This window comes from Collinsella sp. CLA-ER-H5, assembly GCF_040092375.1.
Taxonomy (GTDB): Bacteria; Actinomycetota; Coriobacteriia; order Coriobacteriales; family Coriobacteriaceae; genus Collinsella.
The window spans coordinates 12372-32129 of record NZ_JBBNLR010000011.1 but is presented as its reverse complement, the minus strand read 5'-3'; the positions used below and the strand labels follow the sequence as shown (position 1 = coordinate 32129).

Sequence of the window (19758 nt, the reverse complement as noted above, 5' to 3'; positions counted from 1 at the left end):
CAAAAAGACAAAACCCGCACATGATAACCGCCCGCCTCACGAATGAGACGGGCGGTATGAGGGGGGGGCTACGCTAGGCGTCGATGCGCAGAGCGCTAGGCGTTGCGCTTGGCCTCGAGCCTGGCCTGAGCGGCAGCCAGGCGCGCGAGGGGCACGCGATAGGGCGAGCAGGACACGTAGTCCACGTCGGCCACGTTAAACAGGCCCTTGATCGACTTGGGGTCGCCGCCGTGCTCACCGCACACGCCAAAGTGCATGCCGGGATTGGTGGCGCGACCCTTCTCGACAGCCATGCGCACGAGCTCCAGCACCGCCGAGTCGATGGTCTCGAAGGGGTTGTCCTTCAGGATCTTCTTGTGCAGGTACAGCGGAATGAACTTGGCCTCGGCATCGTCGCGCGAGAAGCCGAAGGTCGTCTGGGTGAGGTCGTTGGTGCCAAAGCAGAAGAAATCTGCGTGCTGGGCGATTTCGTCAGCGACCATGCAGGCGCGCGGCAACTCGAGCATCGTGCCCACGGGAATGTTGAGCTCGACGCCCTCCTCGGCGGATACCTCGGCGATTACGTGCTCAATGACCTCGCGGGTCTGGACATGCTCGGCCGTGATGGAGACGAGCGGAACCATGATCTCGGGGCGCGGATCGACGCCTTCCTTGATAAGGTGGGCGGCAGCCATGGCGACGGCGCGGACCTGCATGAGTGGCAGATCGCCAAAGACGACGGACAGGCGCACGCCGCGCAAGCCCAGCATCGGGTTGGACTCGACCATGCCGTCGATACGACGCAGGCGGGCACGCAGGGCGGCAAGCTCTTCCTCGCTGGCGCCAGCGGCTTCCTTCTTGGTGATGGCGACCTCGAGCTCGCGAGGATCATCCAGGAACTCATGCAGCGGCGGATCGAGCAGGCGGACGACCACATCGCGGCCAGACATGGTCTTGAACATCGCCAGGAAGTCCTCGGTCTGAACCTTGAGCAGATCGACCAGGGCCTGCTGCTTCACGGCCTCATCGTCGGACAGGATAAAGCTCTGGATGATGTTCTTGCGATCGCCCAGGAACATGTGCTCGGTACGGCACAGGCCGATGGCCTCGGCGCCAAACTCGAGCGCGAGCGCGGCATCCTCGGGGTTGTCGGCGTTGACGCGTACATGGTTGGCGTGACCGTCGGTCTCGTCCAGACGGATCTCGTCGGCCCAGGACAAGATGGTGTCCAGGTCGCCAGTGAGCTCGGCCGAAACCAGATCGACGGCGCCATCGACGACGATGCCCTGGGTGCCGTCGATGGAGATGACATCGCCCTCGTGCAGCACGCGGTCGCTGCCCTCGATGCGCACGACCTTCTCGGCGGCGTCGATGCGGAAGCGCTCGACACCGCAGACGCAGGGCGTACCCATGCCGCGCGCGATAACGGCGGCGTGGCTCGTCTTGCCACCATGGCTCGTCAAGATACCCTCGGCGGCAACCATACCCTTCAGGTCGTCGGGGTTGGTCTCCCAGCGAACCAAAATGACTTTATGCCCCTCGGCGGAACGTGCAACGGCGTCATCGCTCGAGAACACGACCTCGCCCACGGCGGCACCGGGGCTGGCGTTCAGACCGCTAGCCAGCGCCTCGTACTTCTTGGAGGCGTCGAACTGCGGGTGCAGGAGCTGGTCGAGCTGTGCGGGGTCGATGCGGCTCACGGCCTCCTCACGGGTGATCAGGCCTTCCTCGACCATCTCGATGGCGATACGCAGGGCGGCGGTAGCGGTGCGCTTGCCCACGCGAGTCTGGAGCATCCAGAGCTTACCCTGCTCGATGGTGAACTCGATATCGCACATATCGCGATAGTGATCCTCGAGCGTCAGGAACACGCGCTCGAGCTCCTCACCTGCAGACTCGAGGCCCGGGGTGGTCTTGAGGTCGGCGATGGGCTCGGTGTTGCGGATGCCGGCGACAACGTCCTCGCCCTGGGCGTTCACCAGAAAGTCGCCGTAGAACTCCTTAGTGCCGTCGGCCGGGTTGCGCGTAAAGGCAACGCCGGTCGCGGAGGTCTCGCCCTTATTACCAAAAGCCATGGCCTGCACGTTGACGGCGGTACCGAGCTCGTCGGAGATAGCATGCTGCTTGCGGTAGATGCACGCACGCTCGTTCATCCAGCTGCCAAAGACGGCTTGGATGGCAAGGCGTAACTGGAGCTCCGGGTCGTGCGGGAAGACGGGCTTGCCATCGACAACCTCGAGCTCGGGGTACAGGGCGGCCTCGACGTTCTCGGAGAAGAGGCCCTTGAAGGTCTCGACGAGCTCTTGCAGATCCTCGGCCGAAAGCTCGGAATCGACGCGAACGCCGGCGACCAGACGAGCCTGGGTCAGGGCGTTCTCGAACAGGTCGGCATCGACGCCCATGACGACGTTGGAGAACATCTGGATAAAGCGGCGGTAGCTATCCCAGGCAAAACGCGGGTTTTGCGTCTGGGCAATGAGACCCTGAACGGAATCGTCGTTGAGACCCAGGTTGAGAACCGTGTCCATCATACCGGGCATGGAGAACGGAGCACCCGAGCGCACCGATACGAGCAGCGGGTCGTTGGCGTCACCGAGCTTCTTGCCGCAGCGAGCCTCGAGGTCTGCCTCGGCGGCAACGATCTCATCGAGTGCACCATCAGGCCACACGTTGCCGGCACCGGAATACTCGACACAGGTCTGGCAGGTAATGGTAAAGCCGCCGGGAACTGGCAGGCCGATACGGCTCATCTCGGCAAGGTTCGCGCCCTTGCCGCCAAGCACAAAGTTCATGGACTTGTCGCCCTCAGTCACACAAGTGCCTTGGGCGTCGGTGCCAAAACGGTAAACCCTCTTGCAATCGCTCACGATACTTCCCCTTCCATGCGCTCACGCGCACGACCGTGGTAACGAATCGACCCGCCGGATGCGGGCCGTGAGGGAACTATACGGCGGGTTTTGGACAGGCTTGAGCAGAGGGTGCGCGGTTTGGTAAACGTGCTAAAACCGGCGGTAAACGGTAGGTAAAGGTGGTTACCTTATGAAGATACCACTACAAGGAAAATGCAGGTAGTATGCGATGTTTTTGCTAAATCGCTTTACCATTTATCAGCATTATTTTCAAGTATTCTCTTTGGGTAGCTAAAAGAGCCCCGTCCCAAATTAGCTACCCAAACAACCTTGTCCCAAGTGAGCTACTTTTGTTGAGCGCGGCGGGCGGCACGGCGGGCTCTTGCCTCTTGAATCTCTTCGAGGTGAGCAATGATCTCGGCAGCGCTTTCCTCGATGGCTTTGCCGTCGGTACGCACTACAAAGCAGCCCAGGCGTTTCATGAGCGCGCGGGCTTCCGCAAGCTCACTACGCACGCTCTCGGGCTCGGCATAGGAGCCGGCAACGGCACGGGCGTAGTCATCGCCCAAGCGGCTATCGCGAATTTCGGAAATCATATCGACGGTCGAAATCAGGCCGAACAGGCGCATCGGGTCGACCTCGTAAATCGACTTGGGCGGCTCCATGCCATGCGCCAATGGGACATTGGCGACCTTGTAGCCCTGATAGGCTAAATACATCGACAGCGGCGTCTTGGATGTACGCGACACACCCAGCAGCACGATATCGGCACCCGACAGATCGTCGCAACCACGACCGTCATCGTGCTCAACGAAATACTCCATGGCCTCGATACGATGGAAATAGCGGTCATCGGTCTTGTGAATCACGCCCGCAACGCCCTTGGGCGGTACACCGATGAGCGCCGACAGCACGGCAAGCGTCGGGCCGATCAGGTCGACCGAACGGATATGCAGCATACCCAGGTAATCGAGCACGCGGGCGCGAAGCGCCGGATCGACAATGGTGTGGAACACGGCAATATCGCGATGGTCCGCATCGACGCGCGGCCCCACAAATGACTTGACCTGCTCCACAGAGGTCACCTTAGGCAGACGCAAAACGCGAAAAGCCCCTTCATCAAATTGCCCGGACGCCGCAAGCACCACCTCACAAGCGGTATCGCCGAGCGAGTCGGAGATAACGATGACGGTGGGACGAGCGGTGACCGGGCAATCCATGCGGGGCTCCTTTTGCGCTTATGCGCAGGCTGGCTTACTTTTTGCGGGCAAGCTCACCGATGTTGGCGATGCCGGAGAAAACGGCCTCGAAGCGGTTGAGCAGCTTAAGGCGATTATCGCGAAGCTGCTCGTCCTTGTCCATGACCATGACCTCATCGAAGAAACGGTCGATGGGCGCGCGCAGGGCGGCGAGGGCGGCAAATGCGGCCGGGTAGTCCTCGGCAGCAAGGGCGGCATCGACAGCGGTCTGAGCAGCCTCGGAGGCGTCGGCGAGCGCGAGCTCGACCTCGCCCATCAGGCTGCGGTCGTACTCCGCACCCAGCTCGGGCTTGGAGATGTGCGCGGCACGGGCATAGGCGGTAGCCAGGTTGTCAAAGGTCTCGGCATCATTCTTGCGGGCCTCGTCGAGGGCGGCGCAGCGGGCGAAGAAGACGGACGGGGCGATAATGTGCACCGCGGAGACGGCGGCAACGGTATCGGCCGGGATCTTTTCGTCGCGGGCCATGCTCACCAGGCGGCCATGGAAGAAGTCACGAACCTGCTGGGCGACCTCGGCGGCGTCGAACTCAATGCCCTGCTCGCTGTAAAGCTGCAGAGCAAAGTCAATCAGCGACGTGGGGTCGATCGGCAGACGGTCGCGCAGAATGTTGATGATACCGATAGCGGCACGACGCAGCGCGTAGGGATCGGAGGAGCCGGTCGGGGGCTCGCCGATGGCAAAGATACCGGCGATGGTATCGAGCTTGTCGGCGCAGGCCACGATGCAGCCAGCGGTGCCCTCGGGCAGCTCGTCACCGGCAAAGCGGGGACGATAATGATCGCGAATGGCGTGGGCGACCTCGTCGTTCTCCCCCATCGCGGTGGCGTAGTAACCGCCCATCACGCCCTGCTGGCCCGTGAACTCGACGACGGCGTTGGACACCAGGTCGGCCTTGCACAGGTGCGCGGCGCGAGCGGCGTCGGCGGCAAGATGGGCGCCCAGATGAGCCTCGCGGGCAATAGCGAGCGCGAGCTGCTCAATGCGCTCGGACTTGGCGAGCACGCTGCCGAGCTTCTCCTGGAAGGCGACCTTGGCCAGGCGCTCACGGAACTCGTCGAGGGAGATCTTCAGGTCCTCCTCGTAGAAGAACTTAGCGTCGTCCAGACGGGCACGCACGACGCGCTCGTTGCCGTCGATCACGCGCTCGGCGTTCTCGGGCTTGCTATTGGAAACGACCACGAACTCACGCGTCAGCTTGCCCTCGCCGTCATAGATCGGGAAGTAGCGCTGGTTGGTGAGCATGGACTCGCAGATGATCTCGTGCGGGACCTTGAGGAACTCCTCATCGAAGGTACCGACGAGCACCGTCGGCCACTCGCAGAGGTTGATGACCTCCTCGAAGACCTTCTTGGGCGTATCGACATGGCAGCCAGGACGGGCAGCCTCAACCTCGGCGATACCGGCGAGAATCACCTCGCGACGGCGCTCGGCAGAAAGCACGCCGGCGTCCTCGAGCACCTGCTCGTAGGCGGCGGGGCTAGCGACAACGTGGTCACCGGGGCCAAGCACGCGATGGCCGCGCGTGGTGTTGCCGCTCGTCACGTCGGCAAACGACACGGGCACAACATCCTCGCCCAAAAGGCAGCAGATCCAGCGGACCGGGCGCACGAAGGTGGCGTGCTCGTGGCCCCAGCGCTGACTACGGTAGTTGGGCCACTGCAGGCCGGCGATGGTCTTCTCGCACAGGGCCGTCAGGATCGGAGTAGCCGGAGCGGAAGGAATGTTCTTCTCGGCAAAGACGTACTCACGGCCGTCGGTGTCCTCGCGACGGACCAGGTCCTCGGCAGCCACACCGCATTTGCGGGCGAAGCCCTGGGCGGCCTTGGTGGCGTTTCCGTCAGCGTCGAAGGCGATGTTGGCCGCAGGGCCACGCTTGACCTCGTGAACCTCATCGGTCGCGGTGGCGACGTCGGCAACGAGCGCAGCCAGGCGACGCGGGCTCGAGATCACGCGGACCTCGCCGTGGGCCAGACCGGCCTCGTCGAGACCCTTGGCGATCATGGTGCCAAGCTGCTTGACGGCATTGTTCAGCGGCGCGGAGGGCATTTCCTCCGTACCGATCTCAAACAGGAAATCCTTAGCGTCTGCCATGGCTTACGCCACCTCGCCTTCCTGGTCGGCATTCTCGTTGACTCCGGCGACCTCGGCCATATAGGCCTCGCAGCACGCCTTGGCGACGGCGCGGACGCGCAGGATGTAATTGGCACGCTCGACCGCGGACAGCGCGCCGCGGGCATCGAGCAGATTGAAAGCGTGGCTGCACTTCATGACGCAGTCGTATGCGGGCAGCGGCAGCTTGCGCTCCAGGCAGGAATGGCACTCGGCCTCGTAGTCGTCAAACTTCTGACGCATCATCTCGACGTTGGCGACCTCAAAGTTATAGGCACTGAACTCGCGCTCGTTCTCGAGGAACACGTCGCCATAGGTCATGGGCGTACCGTCGGGCAGGTAGCTCCACACCAGGTCGTAAACGGAGTTGACGCCCTGGGCATACATGGCGATACGCTCCAGGCCATAGGTGATCTCGACGGGCACGGGGTCGACCTCGATACCGCCCACCTGCTGGAAGTACGTAAACTGCGTGACCTCCATACCGTTGAGCCAGACCTCCCAGCCAAGGCCCCAGGCGCCCAGGGTCGGGCTCTCCCAGTCGTCCTCGACAAAGCGAACGTCATGGTCGTTGGGGTCCAGGCCAATGGCGGCAAGAGACCCCAGGTAGAGCTCCTGTGCGTTGACCGGTGAGGGCTTGATGAGCACCTGGAACTGATAGTAGTGCTGCATGCGGTTAGGGTTCTCGCCGTAGCGGCCGTCGGCGGGACGGCGGCAGGGCTGCGCATAGCAGGTGCGCCACTCGGCGGGACCGAGCGAGCGCAGCGTGGTCGCGGTATGGAAGGTACCGGCACCGACCTCGGAGTCATAGGGCTGCATAATGACGCAGCCCTGCTCGCCCCAGTACTGCTGGAGGCGCAGGATGATGTCTTGGAAGGAAAGCGATGAAGCGTTCATGCCTCTAATATCCCCTCGTCGAAACGATTACACGGTTAGGTACTGTACTATAGCGGTTTTTAGTCGATAGCGCCGATGCGGTTGAGCGGCCAGTAGCGAACGAGTGCAACGGCCATTAAGTCGGAGCGGTCGACCGGCCCAAAATAGCGGGAGTCGGCTGAGTTCTCTCGGTTGTCGCCCATCACCCACACACACCCGTCGGGGACGGTGTAGGGATAGCTCACCTGGACGCCGGGCGCTTGGACCGAAAGCGGCCAGCTCATGCCCGCCGTATAGTCCTCGTCGAGCGCTTGGCCGTCAACGACCACCTTGCCGTCCTGCAGGTCGACCGTCTGGCCGGCCGTGGCAATAACGCGCTTGACAAGAATATCATGCTCGGAGGTGCCGTCGGGGTTGTGAAACACCACGATATCGCCCTGCTTGACGGGCTGACCGAGCTCGAGGCTCACCTTTTGCGCCAGGATCTGGTCGCCAATCTCAATCGTGTCCTCCATAGAACCGGTGGGCACCACAAAGGGCTCGACCACAAAGGTGCGGATCAGGAAGGTGGCCACAAGCGCGATCGCGATGACCGCGATCCACTCAAAAGCGCCCCTCAACGCGGAATGCTGCGATGGAACCATACTCACTCCTCGCTCTGCGAATACGAAGCGTCAAGGATCTCCTGCGCGTAAGCGCGCTCCTCGGGCGTGAGCCGCGCAGTCTCGATCAAGTCGGGACGCCAGCGGCAGGTGCGCTCGATGGCGTTCTTGCGGCGCCAAGCGTCAACCTTGGCGTGGTCGCCACTCACGAGCACCGGCGGCACGCCCTCGCCGTTGAACTCGGCGGGGCGGGTGTACTGCGCATACTCGAGCAGGCCTCCGTCCTCGGCGGTCGAGAACGACTCGTCGACGTTGCTCATCTCGTCACCAAGGGCGCCGGGAATCAGGCGTACGACGGCATCGGCAACGACCATAGCGGGAAGCTCGCCGCCCGTGAGCACGTAATCGCCGATCGACAGGCGCTCGTCGGCATACGCATAGGCACGCTCGTCGACACCCTCGTAACGGCTGCACACAAACAGCAGGCGCTCGCTTTTGAGCAGGCGCTCGGCCACATGCTGCGTAAAGGGCTCGCCGCACGGGGTGAAGAACACCACCGTCGGCCGAGGGCCCTCCGCGCTAATGGCCTCGATGGCCTCGGCGATAGGCTCGACCTTCATGAGCATGCCCTGCCCGCCGCCGTACGGCTCGTCATCGACGGTACGATGACGGTCGTGCGTCCAGTCGCGCAGGTTATACGCCTTAAAATCAAAAAGGCCGGCCTTGCGGGCGCGGCCCAAAATCGATGTGGACATGACGGGCTCAAACATCTCGGGAAAGACCGAAAGGGTCTCAATCAGCATGTTGTCCTCCCTACTTGTCCATATCGATCAGGCCGTCCATAACGTGGACGGAAATTGTTCCTGTGTCGGGAAGATCGAGCACAACCTGCTCGATCACGGGAATCAGTACCTCGCCGTACCGATCGCCCTCGACAACCCAAACATCGTTAGCGGGCGTCGACATGATCTCGACGATCGTGCCGAGTGAACCGAAGTGCTCGTCGACCACCTCGCGACCCATCAGGTCGGTATAGGCGGCGTCGAGCGAATCGAGCTCAAAATCGTCACGATTTGCCAGCACGTAGCATCCGATGATGCCCTCGGCGGCCGTCAAGTCGTCAATGCCCTCAAACGAGACCAGATCGCCATCGCCCGTATCGGTGACGGACACGACCGTGCAAAAACGGTCGCGTTTGAGCGCCGGTGGCGTCAAGGCAACACGCATACCCGGCGTCAATACAGAAGGAAGCCCCCGCAGCGGCTGCGCGAGGACCTCCCCCTTCCTTCCGTGCGACTTGACCACACGGGCGATGTTTTTGTACTGGGACCTCAAGGTCCTAGCCCAGAACCTCTACCTCGACAGCAGTGTCGAGGCGAGCGGCCAGTGCACGGGCGAGCGTGCGAATGGCCTTGATGGTACGGCCACGACGGCCGATGACCTTAGCGACGTCATCCTCGGCGACCGAAACCTCAATCGTAGAGGCGTCATCACCATCGATGACCTCAAGGCTCACGGAATCCGGGTCGTCGACGATCTGAACAACGAGATATTCGACGAGATCGGCGATGCGATCTGAGAGCATTGCCTCACCCTCGAGCTGTGCAGCGTCAACCTCAGGCACGATTTACTCCTCGGCGCCCTCAGCGGCCTCAGCGGCAGCCTTAGCGGCCTCGGCCTCTTTGGCGAGCTGCTTCTTGGACTTCTTGACGACGGTCTCGGTCTTCTCGCCCTCGTTGGCGGCCTTGACCAGAGCGGCTACGGCGTCGGTGAGCTGAGCGCCCTTGGACTGCCAGTCGGCGATCTTCTCGAGGTCGAGGTTGATGGTCTTGGGGGCGGTCATCGGGTTGTAGCGGCCAACCTCCTCGATGATACGACCGTCACGCGGGGCGCGGGAATCGGCGACGACGACACGGTAGTACGGACGCTTCTTAGCGCCGTGACGAGCAAGGCGAATCTTGACTGCCAAAGGAAACTCCTCCAACCAAGCAGCTTTAGGCTGCAACTACAAACAAACAGTTGAACATAATACGCCATCGACGCGGGCAGGTGAAGTCCGTGAGACCAACTTCTTCGGTGTAGTCGAGGGCAAATCCATATCTTAGACAAGAATTCGGGATTTGCAAGCACATACACGCACCCCACATGAGCTGCGCGGTATACTCATGACATGGAAAGACGCGAACATACATACGGTTATGAGGATGCCATGGGCGTCACGCCGCCTCCCTGGACGGGTCCGGCGGTGGGCCTCATGGACCTCGATGCGTTTTTTGCGAGCGTGGAGATGCTCGACCATCCCGAATGGCGCGGAAAACCGCTCATCGTGGGCGGAGACGCCGATTCGCGTGGCGTCGTGTCCACGTGTTCATATGAGGCACGTCGCTTTGGCGTGCACTCCGCCATGCCCTCGGCCGAGGCACGGCGTCTGTGTCCTCAGGCCATTTGGACACACGGGCACTTCGACCGCTACCGCGAGGTGAGCGCGCAGGCCATGGCGATTCTCGCCGACGAGACCCCGCGCGTCGAGCGCGTATCCATCGACGAAGCCTTTATCGATATCACACCGGGTCGCTTTGCGCCCGAAGACCCGCTGCTGGTTGCGCGGCGCATCAGCGATCGCGTGGCAGCGCTGGGGGTGACCTGCTCCATTGGCGTGGGCTGCAACAAGACGGTCGCAAAGATCGCAAGCGAGCGGGATAAGCCGTTTGGGTTGACCATCGTGCGTCCCGGAACCGAGCAGCGCTTTTTGGCCGCGCTGCCGGTATCTGCCATGAGCGGCATCGGGCGCTCGGCCGAGGAGCGACTGCGCCGCATGCGCATCTATACGCTCGGCGAGCTTTCGCGTGCGCCAGAGTCTACGCTTGCCTCTATTTTTGGCGTCAACGGCGAACGCATGCGCCAGCGTGCGCTGGGACTCGAAATCTCCGAAGTCACGAGTCTCGATGAAGAGCGCGAGGTTAAATCGGTGAGCAATGAACGCACCTTTGCGAAAGATTTGACTGAGCGCGGGGACATCGAAGCGGCGATTGCGCTGTTGGGCGAGTCAGTAGGACGCCGCCTGCGCCGTCAGGGACTAACAGGCGCCACGGTGACGCTCAAGCTCAAGTATTCGTATGGAAGCGGGCGAACGGCGCAGCGGCGGCTTCCCCACCCCACCGACGACGAGAATATCTTCGTGGCAGTTGCGCTCGAACTGCTCGACAACATCTGGCAGGAAGGCATGCATGTTCGCTTAGCAGGCATCGGCATGAGCGACTTTGACCATCAGGGCGGCATCCAGACTGACTTGTTCTGCGAAATCGACGACCGCGGAGCCCAATCCAGCGACCGCCGCGAGCTCTCCGTCGCGATCGACGCCGTCCGAGACAAGTTCGGCGACACCGCCCTATCTTTCGGCCGCCAATCCCGCTTCAATGATTAACCGCCTTTGGGCAAAAAGAAAGCCGGGCAGGTGCGAATGATTATTCTAGGACGGGGATTTTTTAATCATTTGGAGCGTCATTTCGCCCTTTGAATGATATTGGCCCCAATTCCCGTCAGACGCGAAATCTGGTCAATCGTAAACCCCCGATGCCTCAACACTGCCAGAAGACGATTTCGCTCTGATTTCGGCAAAGTTTTAAGCTGATAAGGCTCATGCGGAGCCAAAAGAGCCCGGGCAACTTCCAGCGCATCCATATCGGAGATATGCTTACCTTCGGGCATAAAATAGGGATTAGGCTTGCCGTCGGTACTCGAAAGATAAAACGCTTCCGTACCCCCAAACAGATTGAGAATACCTTCACAATCACAAATTTCGGGATGAGAGAAATACTCATGGAAGCTGCTCCAGCGATACAGAGGAGCAGAAGAAATACCTGCTTTTGCAGGATTATCGTGTATGTATCGGACGCAACGGAGCAGCTGTTTGTCGTCAGAAATGATCACACTCTTGAATCGTTCCTGGAACACCGGTCCGCGGCGGCCGGTTTTTTGATTGAAGTGTTTCGCATATGCCGTATCAATCGCATGCATAGCAACGCTCATCTGATTATCGAGATCATCAAATAGCAGGTGAACATGATTGTCCATGAGGCACCAGGCAAGAAGACGAATATGAGCGGACGTAAATCGTCTGTTCAATAGATTGAGAAAATAAAGGCGATCGTCATCGTCTTCGAAGATCAGCTGGCCAGCACAGCCCTTGAGCATGACGTGATAATGGCCGAGTTCGGACAACGCACGGGCAACACGAGTCATCGAAACCCTCCCTTCCAAGGATGCAGTAGTCACAGCATACAAAAGGAAAGGAAGAAAAGGGCCGAACCGCCCAACAAAGGTGAGCGGTTCGGCAAACGGTAGCAATGATTATTTTATCCCCGTCCCAGAAAAATCATTTAGAGGAGGTCGAGGGGAAGCTGGGGGGCGTCTCCCCAGAGTTTCTCGAGGCGGTAGAAGTCGCGGGCTTCGGGAGTGAAGACGTGGACGACAACCGAACCGTAGTCCATGAGCATCCAGGTCTTCTGCTCGCGGCCCTCGATGGAAAACGGATGCTCGCCGCAAGCCTCGGCGACCTTCTCCTCGATCTCGTCGACAATTGAATCGACCTGGCGGTTGTTGGTACCGGTGGCAAGCACAAAGTAGTCGCACACGTCGGAAAGCTCGGTCAGGTCGAGCACCTGAACGTCCTCGCCCTTCTTGTCGTAGGCGGCCTGCGCGGCGGCGCGGGCGACATCCTCGGCGGCGACACCGCTCGCGGACAGCGAGGCGGCAGTGCGGTCGGACGTGGCGACGAAGCTCTTGTGCTCCACACCTTCAAGAATCTGCTCGTCGGTCATGGTCTCGTCGGCCATGGAATACCTCTTTCTAGACGCACCCGAGCTAGCGCAGCTGGGCGTAATGGTTGTAAATCGTAATAGCCGTGGGATAAAGATAGCGCCCGGACTGGATCACATAGACCAGACCCTGCGCAAAACAGGAGAAGAACAACTCCTCGAGCGTCGACTCCCCCACCATCTTGCGCAGCGCATGCGCATAGTCGCCGTGGCGGTTGGGCTCGATGGCATCGGCCACAAAGACCACCATATCGAGCGGCGTCATGTCACAGGCACCCACGGTGTGACGGTCGACAGCCTGGAAAACGGCCGGCGACAACTCGGGGAAAAGCTGCGGAAGCTCATAGGCGGCAACAGGGCCATGCAAAAGCGGCGTCGCGGCGGAAGGAGAGCCGGCAATCTTAATGCCGTAATGCAGAGCGCGCGTGACCAGCTCGTCGTCGGAGAGCACTTTGTCCCAGTCATGGATCAGGCCGGCGGCAGCGGCATCAAAGCGGTCAACGCCGTAGACCTCGGCCAGATGAAGTGCGGTCTCGGCAACACCCAACGAATGCACATAGCGCTTGCGCTTATCTTTCATGCGAACATCGAGCAGCTCTTGAATGCGCTTGAGCAGCGCGCGCTCATCGCCCTCAAACTGATCCTCTACCGACAACGTAGCCCCCCATCACTCAAAATCTTCTTGACCCAGATCGACATACAAACTGCGCTTGCGAATGTAGCCGAGCACAGACTCGCTCGTAAGATAGCGCACGCTCATGCCGCGGGCAACTCGCTTACGAATGTTCGTCGAGCTGATCGCCAGCGCCGGAATCTGAATATAGCGCACATCGAACGGCAGCCCCGACTCTTTGATTCGGGCACGCGCCGTATCGATATCAAAACCCGGTCGCGTCGCCGCAATAAAGGTAGCAAGCTCAGCGATTCGCTCGGCATCATGCCAGGTCACAATATCGATAATCGCGTCGGCGCCCGTAATAAAGTAGAGCTTTACCTGCGGCGGGTAAAAGTCGCGAAGGGCATGAAGCGTATCGGCCGTATAGGTTACGCCCGGACGGTCAATCTCGAACCGGCTCGCCAAAAAGGCCGGGTTCGCGGCGGTGGCGAGGACCGTCATGGCATAACGGTCCTCGGCAGGCGTCACCGGCTTGTCAAGCTTAAAGGCAGGAGAGCCCGCCGGCATAAAGAGCACAGCGTCCAAGTCGAGCGACTCGCGCGCCTGCTCGGCAGTAACCAAGTGCCCGTAATGAATCGGGTCAAAGGTGCCGCCCATAATGCCAAGCCGAAACTCTTTGCCCTCTTTTATGGGCAGCTCGGGCAAACCGATTCCACCGCGCAGCGACATGGCTTACTCGCCCTCCGAGGTCTCGGCATCGTCCGCGGCACCCGCCGCATCGACAACCTCGACGCCCTCATCCGCAGCGTCGGCCACGTCAATGGCCTCAACGGCAACGTCCTCGCCAGCGTCCTCGAGCTCCTCGTACTCCGAGAAGTCCTCAGCGCCCTCAAAGTCAAAGGCGCGCTGGCAAATGCGGACCTCGTCGCCCGCACGGCAACCGGCCTTCTCGAGCGCGTCATCAACACCCATACGCGCAAACTTATGCTGCAGGTAAATGACGGCTTCCTCGTTTTCCCAGTCGGTCTGAATGACCATGCGCTCGATGGCACGACCGACCACGCGGAAGGCATGGGGCTCTTCTTGAACAATGTGGAAACGCTTCTCACGCTGCAGGCGACGGCGCTCCCACTCATCGTCGCGCAGATCGACCGGCTCATCGGAGACCGCCAACTCGGCGCGCAGCTTAGCAACCTGCTCGCCCACGGCAAGCATCAGCGTGTTGAGGCCGGCGCCCGTCACAGCAGACACGGCAAAGAACATATGTCCATCGTCGAGCGCAGCGCGTTTGAGGTCGGCAATCTTGTCAGCCGTGCCCGGCGCATCGCACTTGTTGGCGACGACGATCTGCGGGCGCTCAGAAAGCTCGGCGCCATACTGCTCGAGCTCACGGTTGATGATGCGGTAATCCTCAACCGGGTCGCGATCCTCAAAACCGCCCGTCATGTCGACGACATGCATGATGAGCGCCGTACGCTCGATGTGGCGCAGGAACTGGTGGCCCAGGCCCTTGCCCTCGCTCGCGCCCTCAATCAAACCAGGAACGTCGGCAACGACGTAAGAATACTCACCGGCACGCACCATGCCGAGGTTCGGCACGAGCGTTGTAAACGGATAGTCGGCGATCTTGGGACGGGCGGCACTCATGCGCGCGATGAGCGAGGACTTGCCCACCGAGGGGAAGCCCACGAGCGCGGCATCGGCCATAAGCTTCATCTCGAGCTCAATCCAGTGCTCCTCGGCCGGTTCGCCCAGCTGAGCGAACGCGGGCGCGCGGCGCACCGACGTCACAAAGTGCGTGTTGCCCAGGCCACCGGCACCGCCGGGCGCCACGACAACGCGCTCGCCATCGTGCACCAGGTCGGCAATCTCGAACATCGGGGTCTGCGTCTCGGGGTCGAGCTCGCGCACCACGGTGCCCATGGGAACCTTCAGGATCAGGTCCTCGCCGCTCTTACCGTTACGACGGGCACCCTGCCCGTGCGTGCCGCGTTCGGCGCGGAAGTGATGCTTAAAGCGGTAATCGATCAGCGAAGACAGCTGAGCATCGGCCTGGATGACGACGTTGCCGCCACGACCGCCGTCGCCGCCATCGGGGCCGCCCTTGGGGACAAATGCCTCGCGCCTAAACGACATGCATCCGGCTCCGCCGTCGCCGCCGCACACGTTAATGCGGCTGATATCGGTGAACTGTGACAACAGAATCGCCTCCTACAAAAAGAGGGAGACCCTTGAATCCTAAAACTCAAGTGCCTCCCACATATGTGCTCTATGAAGGGTGAATTACGCGTTCGCGAGCGGGCGTACGCTGACCCTGTGCTTGATACCCTTGTGGAACTCAACGGTACCGTCGACCAGCGCGAACAGCGTATCGTCCTTGCCACGGCCAACGTTCTCACCCGGGTGGATGTGCGTGCCGTGTTGACGGACGAGAATCGTGCCCGTGGTTACCGTCTGGCCGGCATAGCGCTTCGTGCCAAGGCGCTGACCGCGGGAGTCACGGCCATTACGGGAGGAACCGAGTCCTTTTTTGTGTGCCATTGTGTATACCTACTCTTTCGTTACGAGTGTAATCTACTCGGCGACGGGAGCCTCGGCAACAGCCTCGGCCTCTGCCTTGACAGCCTTCTTGGCGCGGGAGGTAGCCTGAACCTTCACGATCTTCAGCTTGGTGAGCTGCTGACGGTGACCCTTCAGACGACGATAGCGCTTACGCTTGTGGAACTTGAAGACCAGCTGCTTCTCGCCCTTGAACTGCTCAACGATCTGAGCGGTAACCTTGGCCTTGGCCAGCTTGTCGGGATCGGTGACGATCTTCTTACCATCGTTGAGGAAGATGACCGGCAGGGTGACCTTGTCGCCCTCATTGCCCTCGATCTTCTCGACGGTGATGACATCGTCGGTGGCGACCTTGTACTGCTTGCCGCCCGTGTTAACGATTGCGTACATGTTTACTTGCCCTTCATGCATCAGTTAGTGCAACAGCCGAATATAGTAGCAGGCGAAAATACCCCCGTCAACGAGTATGTGGAGCAAATCCACAAGTTCGCACAGGTATGGGGCTGACGAGTCGGCCCTCGTCGTCCTCGCATGCTTGATTCTGACGCTCGACATCGTAGGAGCAGATGGTCACGAGGTCTTGCATACCAGTGGAAACAATAGGTGCATCCACGCCCGGGGTCAAGCCCTGCAACAAAACATCAGCTGCAGAAAGCAAAATTTCCGGACGCATGGAGCCCTCGTTATCGGCATGGGTGTCGAGCATGAGCACCAAATGGTCCGGGCGCTCCCCCGCCGTGAGCTCATAGCCCACGAGCGTGTGATCCAAATCCAAGCGCTTGCTCTTTTTTCCGCGCGCGTAGTCGATGCCATGGTCCGCGCGCAGCGTGTCGATCGCACGACGCACCTCGTCGGCGCTTACGGGCGCCTCGGGATCCAAGTGCAAATCAATGCGATACGACAAGCGCGTGAGCTGCGCCGTCAACGCCGGCGTGCGCACGTCGATGTACGCTGCCTCGATGGGCGCCAGATCGGCCGGAGACGCCGCAGCCAGGCGCCCAAACGCCTCGTCGAGCGCCACGAACTCGGTCATAAACAGGTCATACCACTCGCAGGTCGACGACGTACCCACCGGTAGCGCCGAAGAGAAGCCCACGCGCATGTGCGGAGAGAAGCCCTGCGTGACGGCATAGGGAAGTCCCGCACGGCGCACGATGCGCTCAATGGTATGGATCACTTCGAGATGGCCCAGGTACTTAAGGCGATCGCGCTTGCCATAGCGAACACGAAGCCTAAAGAGCGAGGGGTTGTCGGTCAGGCGCTCACTCATGCGCGATCACCCATCAATACATTCTTGGCGTGGAGCGTGGGGCAGATCCCGCAGCCGGTGCACGACGTGCGGGTGCAGTCGGGAGTCGTGACGCCCTCGAGCGAGCGACGGTACTCGCGCTCGAGGAAGCCGCGCGTGCAGCCGGGGCTCACGTGCTCCCACGGCAGGCGCCAGTCCAACTCGTAGGGCAGGTGCACGAGCTCATTGAGGTCGATGCCGTTTTTGGCAGCAGCCTCCTTCCAGTTATCGAGCGAGAAATGCTCTACCCAGGCGTCAAAGCGAGAGCCCGAGCGCCAAGCGTCGATGATGACGGGCGTCATGTCACGACCGGCGCGGGACAGCGCGGCCTCGATGAGCGAGGTCTCGGCATCGTGGTAATGCACGCGGACGGCACGGTTGCGAACGCTCGTGATAAGCAACTTCTGGCGACGCTTGACGTCGTCGTAGTCGAGCTGCGGGCACCACTGGAACGGCGTGGCAGCCTTGGGGATAAAGACCGAAACCGAGATGGACACCGAGATCGAGCCGCGACGAGCCTTGGGCACCACGGAACGACCGAGCTCCAGCACATGATCGGCCAGGCTGGCGATGGCCACGATGTCCTCGTCGCGCTCGCCGGGAAGGCCCATCATAAAGTAGAGCTTCATGCGGTTCCAGCCGGCCTCGAAGGCCGCCTTGGCCGCACGGTCCAGGTCCTCCTCGGTCACGTTCTTGTTAATGATGTCGCGCATGCGCTGGCTGCCGGCCTCGGGCGCGAACGTCAGGCCGCCCTTCTTTTCGCCAGCAACCGACTCGGCCATATCCACGCCAAACGAATCCAGGCGCTGCGACGGAATAGACACGCGAATACCCGTATCCTCCAAGCGACGGTTGAGCCTGCCGAGCACATCGCGAATGCAGGAGTGGTCGGTCGTGGAGAGCGAGGTCAGCGACACCTCGTCATAGCCGGTCTTTTCCAGACCCTGAATCACCGACGAGACGATCTGGTCGGCCGAGCGCTCGCGCACCGGGCGATACGTCATGCCGGCCTGGCAAAAACGACAGCCGCGGGCGCAGCCGCGCAGGATCTCGATAGACAGGCGGTCGTGGACCAGCTGCGCATAGGGCACGCACGACTGCGAAAGCGGATTCGTGGCGCCGAAATCCTCGACGACGCGCTTGTAGACCACGGTCGGCGCATCCTTGCCCTCACGCGGCACGGTGTAGCCATGCGGCGAGCAGGGCTCGTCGTGACGAACCTCATAGAGCGACGGCACGTAGTTGCCGGCAATGGATGCAAGCTGCTCGACAATCTGCGCGCGCGGGACCCCTTCGTCACGCAGGCGGCGATGCAGCTGGCAGGTCTCGAGCAGCGATTCCTCGCCCTCGCCGATGAGGATGGCATCGAAGAAAGCCGCATACGGCTCGGGGTTGTACACCGAGGGACCGCCGGCGATGATGATGGGGTCGTCTTCGCCTCGGTCGGCCGCTAACAGCGGAATGCCAGCGAGGTCGAGTGCCTCGAGGAAGTTCGTCACCGCCATCTCGTGCGGCACATGGAGACCGACGATATCAAACGAAGCGACGGGGGCAGCACCCTCGAGCGAGAGCAGCGGAATGCCTGCCTCGCGCATGGCGTCACCCATATCGGGCCACGGCACATAGCCACGCTCGCAGGAGATGCCCTCGGCCTGGTTAAGGATGTTGTAGAGGATGGCGATACCCTGGTTGGGCAGACCAACCTCGTACACATCCGGGTAGATCAGGCAGCAACGGTAGTCGGCATCGGGCTTGGAAAGCGTGCCCCACTCGTGATCGATATAGCGGCTCGGCTTTTCGACCTTGGCGAGCAGCGGCTCAATTAAATGAAAGCAGTCTTGATACGGAACGCGCAACGGAAAACCCCTAAGCAGCGAGATCGGATGCGTCTTGATAGGACGCCATAGGACGGGTAGCGCCCGCGACCGTGGTCACCAGATCGCGAACGCGGGAGAACGTGGCAGTGACCACCTCGTTGGCACGGCTGTAGTCGACATCGCGCTCGTAGAGCGAAACAAGCGCACGGCCCATGCCATAGGTGCCCGCGGCAGCAGTGAGCGCCTTAACGGCAAACCCAATATGCGGCGTCTGCTTGACGAGCGCGCGGGTGACCGCGCGGATCACAAGACCGCCGGCAAGCACGCCCGCGACCTCGTAGCCGCGCTCAGGCTTAATGCCGCGTCCAAAGACGGCAGCGAGCTCAAAGAGCATGCCCACCTGCGCCAGCGCCATAACGGGATAATCGGCGCCCGGCAAAAACACCAGCGCACCGGTCGCCATATTGGTGAGCGCGCACGAGGTGATGATACGATTGGCCGCCGCGATGCGCATGAAGGCAAAGTTCGCCGCAAAAGCCGTTTCCTTTTCGGTGCGATCGAGAATCCAGCGGGCAAGCGTCTCGAGCAGATACGTCTTATCGGTTGCCGCCACCACGCCGAGCATGGGCGTGGACTCCTCGATAAACGGCACCTCCACAGCAGACTCGGCAAGCACGCACACGGGCGCGCCGGCGATCACGAGCTCCTGCACGGCACTCTCCAAGCGGTCGGAACCGCACGAGAGCACCAGTACCACATCGGTATCGGTCTTTGGAGCAATTCGCTCCTCCCCCAGACGCTCGACGCGCACAATGCCCGAGGTCGTCTGCGGCACAAAGGCGTCACGCACCGTCTCGGCCAGAAAGCGCGAGGCGGACGAATCCAGATAGACCGAGACGCGCACCGGCGTATCGGAATCCTTCTTAACGGACGCGCCCATCTTAAAAGCGCGGGTCAGCTTATCTACGGGAATTTTCATAGCAAAC

General features: G+C 61.3%; 20 protein-coding genes. 1 reads left to right on the top strand and 19 read right to left on the bottom strand.

The window, feature by feature from the left end; genetic code table 11:
• Window positions 1-95: 95 nt before the first annotated feature.
• From ppdK to rpsP, 9 genes are all read right to left on the bottom strand, one after another.
• Window positions 96-2846, bottom strand: coding sequence for a pyruvate, phosphate dikinase (ppdK, locus tag AAAX31_RS05540; protein ID WP_349076468.1), 2751 nt, complete (start codon window positions 2844-2846; stop codon window positions 96-98).
• Between the two features lie 326 nt (window positions 2847-3172).
• Window positions 3173-4048 carry a pyruvate, water dikinase regulatory protein gene (locus AAAX31_RS05535; protein ID WP_349076466.1) on the bottom strand — a complete coding sequence of 292 codons (876 nt, stop codon included), beginning with the start codon at window positions 4046-4048 and terminating at the stop codon, window positions 3173-3175.
• Between the two features lie 34 nt (window positions 4049-4082).
• Window positions 4083-6179 (bottom strand): glycine--tRNA ligase subunit beta, encoded by a 2097-nt coding sequence (gene glyS, locus AAAX31_RS05530; protein WP_349076464.1) that lies wholly within the window; start codon window positions 6177-6179, stop codon window positions 4083-4085.
• 3 nt (window positions 6180-6182) lie between these two features.
• Window positions 6183-7094 (bottom strand): glycine--tRNA ligase subunit alpha, encoded by a 912-nt coding sequence (locus AAAX31_RS05525; protein WP_006236091.1) that lies wholly within the window; start codon window positions 7092-7094, stop codon window positions 6183-6185.
• A 59-nt stretch (window positions 7095-7153) separates the two neighbouring features.
• Entirely contained in the window at window positions 7154-7717 is a 564-nt protein-coding gene (lepB, locus tag AAAX31_RS05520; RefSeq protein WP_349076462.1) for a signal peptidase I, read from the bottom strand.
• 2 nt (window positions 7718-7719) lie between these two features.
• Window positions 7720-8478, bottom strand: a complete 759-nt coding sequence (gene trmD / locus AAAX31_RS05515; protein WP_349076460.1) for a tRNA (guanosine(37)-N1)-methyltransferase TrmD — start codon at window positions 8476-8478, stop codon at window positions 7720-7722.
• Between the two features lie 10 nt (window positions 8479-8488).
• The gene (gene rimM, locus AAAX31_RS05510) at window positions 8489-9010 is read right to left on the bottom strand and encodes a ribosome maturation factor RimM (protein ID WP_349076458.1); all 522 of its coding nucleotides are present in this window, start codon (window positions 9008-9010) and stop codon (window positions 8489-8491) included.
• 4 nt (window positions 9011-9014) lie between these two features.
• Entirely contained in the window at window positions 9015-9260 is a 246-nt protein-coding gene (locus tag AAAX31_RS05505; RefSeq protein WP_171021534.1) for a KH domain-containing protein, read from the bottom strand.
• Window positions 9261-9302: 42 nt separating this feature from the next.
• Window positions 9303-9644, bottom strand: a complete 342-nt coding sequence (gene rpsP / locus AAAX31_RS05500) for a 30S ribosomal protein S16 (RefSeq protein WP_022094749.1) — start codon at window positions 9642-9644, stop codon at window positions 9303-9305.
• Between the two features lie 240 nt (window positions 9645-9884).
• On the opposite strand from rpsP, the gene dinB reads away from it, so the two are divergent.
• Window positions 9885-11099 carry a DNA polymerase IV gene (dinB, locus tag AAAX31_RS05495; protein WP_349076456.1) on the top strand — a complete coding sequence of 405 codons (1215 nt, stop codon included), beginning with the start codon at window positions 9885-9887 and terminating at the stop codon, window positions 11097-11099.
• A 77-nt stretch (window positions 11100-11176) separates the two neighbouring features.
• On the opposite strand, the gene AAAX31_RS05490 is transcribed toward dinB, so the two are convergent.
• The 10 genes from AAAX31_RS05490 to AAAX31_RS05445 form a co-directional block, all read right to left on the bottom strand.
• Window positions 11177-11917, bottom strand: a complete 741-nt coding sequence (locus AAAX31_RS05490; RefSeq protein ID WP_349076454.1) for a transposase — start codon at window positions 11915-11917, stop codon at window positions 11177-11179.
• 137 nt (window positions 11918-12054) lie between these two features.
• Entirely contained in the window at window positions 12055-12510 is a 456-nt protein-coding gene (rsfS, locus tag AAAX31_RS05485) for a ribosome silencing factor (protein ID WP_006236081.1), read from the bottom strand.
• 28 nt (window positions 12511-12538) lie between these two features.
• A complete protein-coding gene (gene yqeK / locus AAAX31_RS05480; protein ID WP_349076511.1) occupies window positions 12539-13072 on the bottom strand; it encodes a bis(5'-nucleosyl)-tetraphosphatase (symmetrical) YqeK in 534 nt (177 codons plus the stop codon).
• An 87-nt stretch (window positions 13073-13159) separates the two neighbouring features.
• Window positions 13160-13837, bottom strand: a complete 678-nt coding sequence (gene nadD, locus AAAX31_RS05475; RefSeq protein WP_055249998.1) for a nicotinate-nucleotide adenylyltransferase — start codon at window positions 13835-13837, stop codon at window positions 13160-13162.
• A 3-nt stretch (window positions 13838-13840) separates the two neighbouring features.
• Window positions 13841-15307 carry a GTPase ObgE gene (gene obgE, locus AAAX31_RS05470; RefSeq protein ID WP_349076452.1) on the bottom strand — a complete coding sequence of 489 codons (1467 nt, stop codon included), beginning with the start codon at window positions 15305-15307 and terminating at the stop codon, window positions 13841-13843.
• Window positions 15308-15391: 84 nt separating this feature from the next.
• Window positions 15392-15649: a 50S ribosomal protein L27 gene (gene rpmA / locus AAAX31_RS05465; RefSeq protein ID WP_006236075.1), complete on the bottom strand. Its 258-nt coding sequence runs from the start codon at window positions 15647-15649 to the stop codon at window positions 15392-15394.
• A gap of 33 nt (window positions 15650-15682) precedes the next feature.
• Entirely contained in the window at window positions 15683-16057 is a 375-nt protein-coding gene (gene rplU, locus AAAX31_RS05460; protein ID WP_035138585.1) for a 50S ribosomal protein L21, read from the bottom strand.
• Window positions 16058-16124: 67 nt separating this feature from the next.
• A complete protein-coding gene (locus AAAX31_RS05455; protein ID WP_006236073.1) occupies window positions 16125-16937 on the bottom strand; it encodes a TIGR03936 family radical SAM-associated protein in 813 nt (270 codons plus the stop codon).
• A complete protein-coding gene (locus AAAX31_RS05450) occupies window positions 16934-18811 on the bottom strand; it encodes a TIGR03960 family B12-binding radical SAM protein (protein WP_349076450.1) in 1878 nt (625 codons plus the stop codon). The genes AAAX31_RS05455 and AAAX31_RS05450 overlap by 4 nt, the downstream gene beginning before the upstream one ends.
• Before the next feature lie 10 nt (window positions 18812-18821).
• On the bottom strand, window positions 18822-19751 hold the full coding sequence (locus AAAX31_RS05445) for a hypothetical protein (protein WP_055249990.1): 930 nt from the start codon (window positions 19749-19751) through the stop codon (window positions 18822-18824).
• Between the last annotated feature and the right edge of the window lie 7 nt (window positions 19752-19758).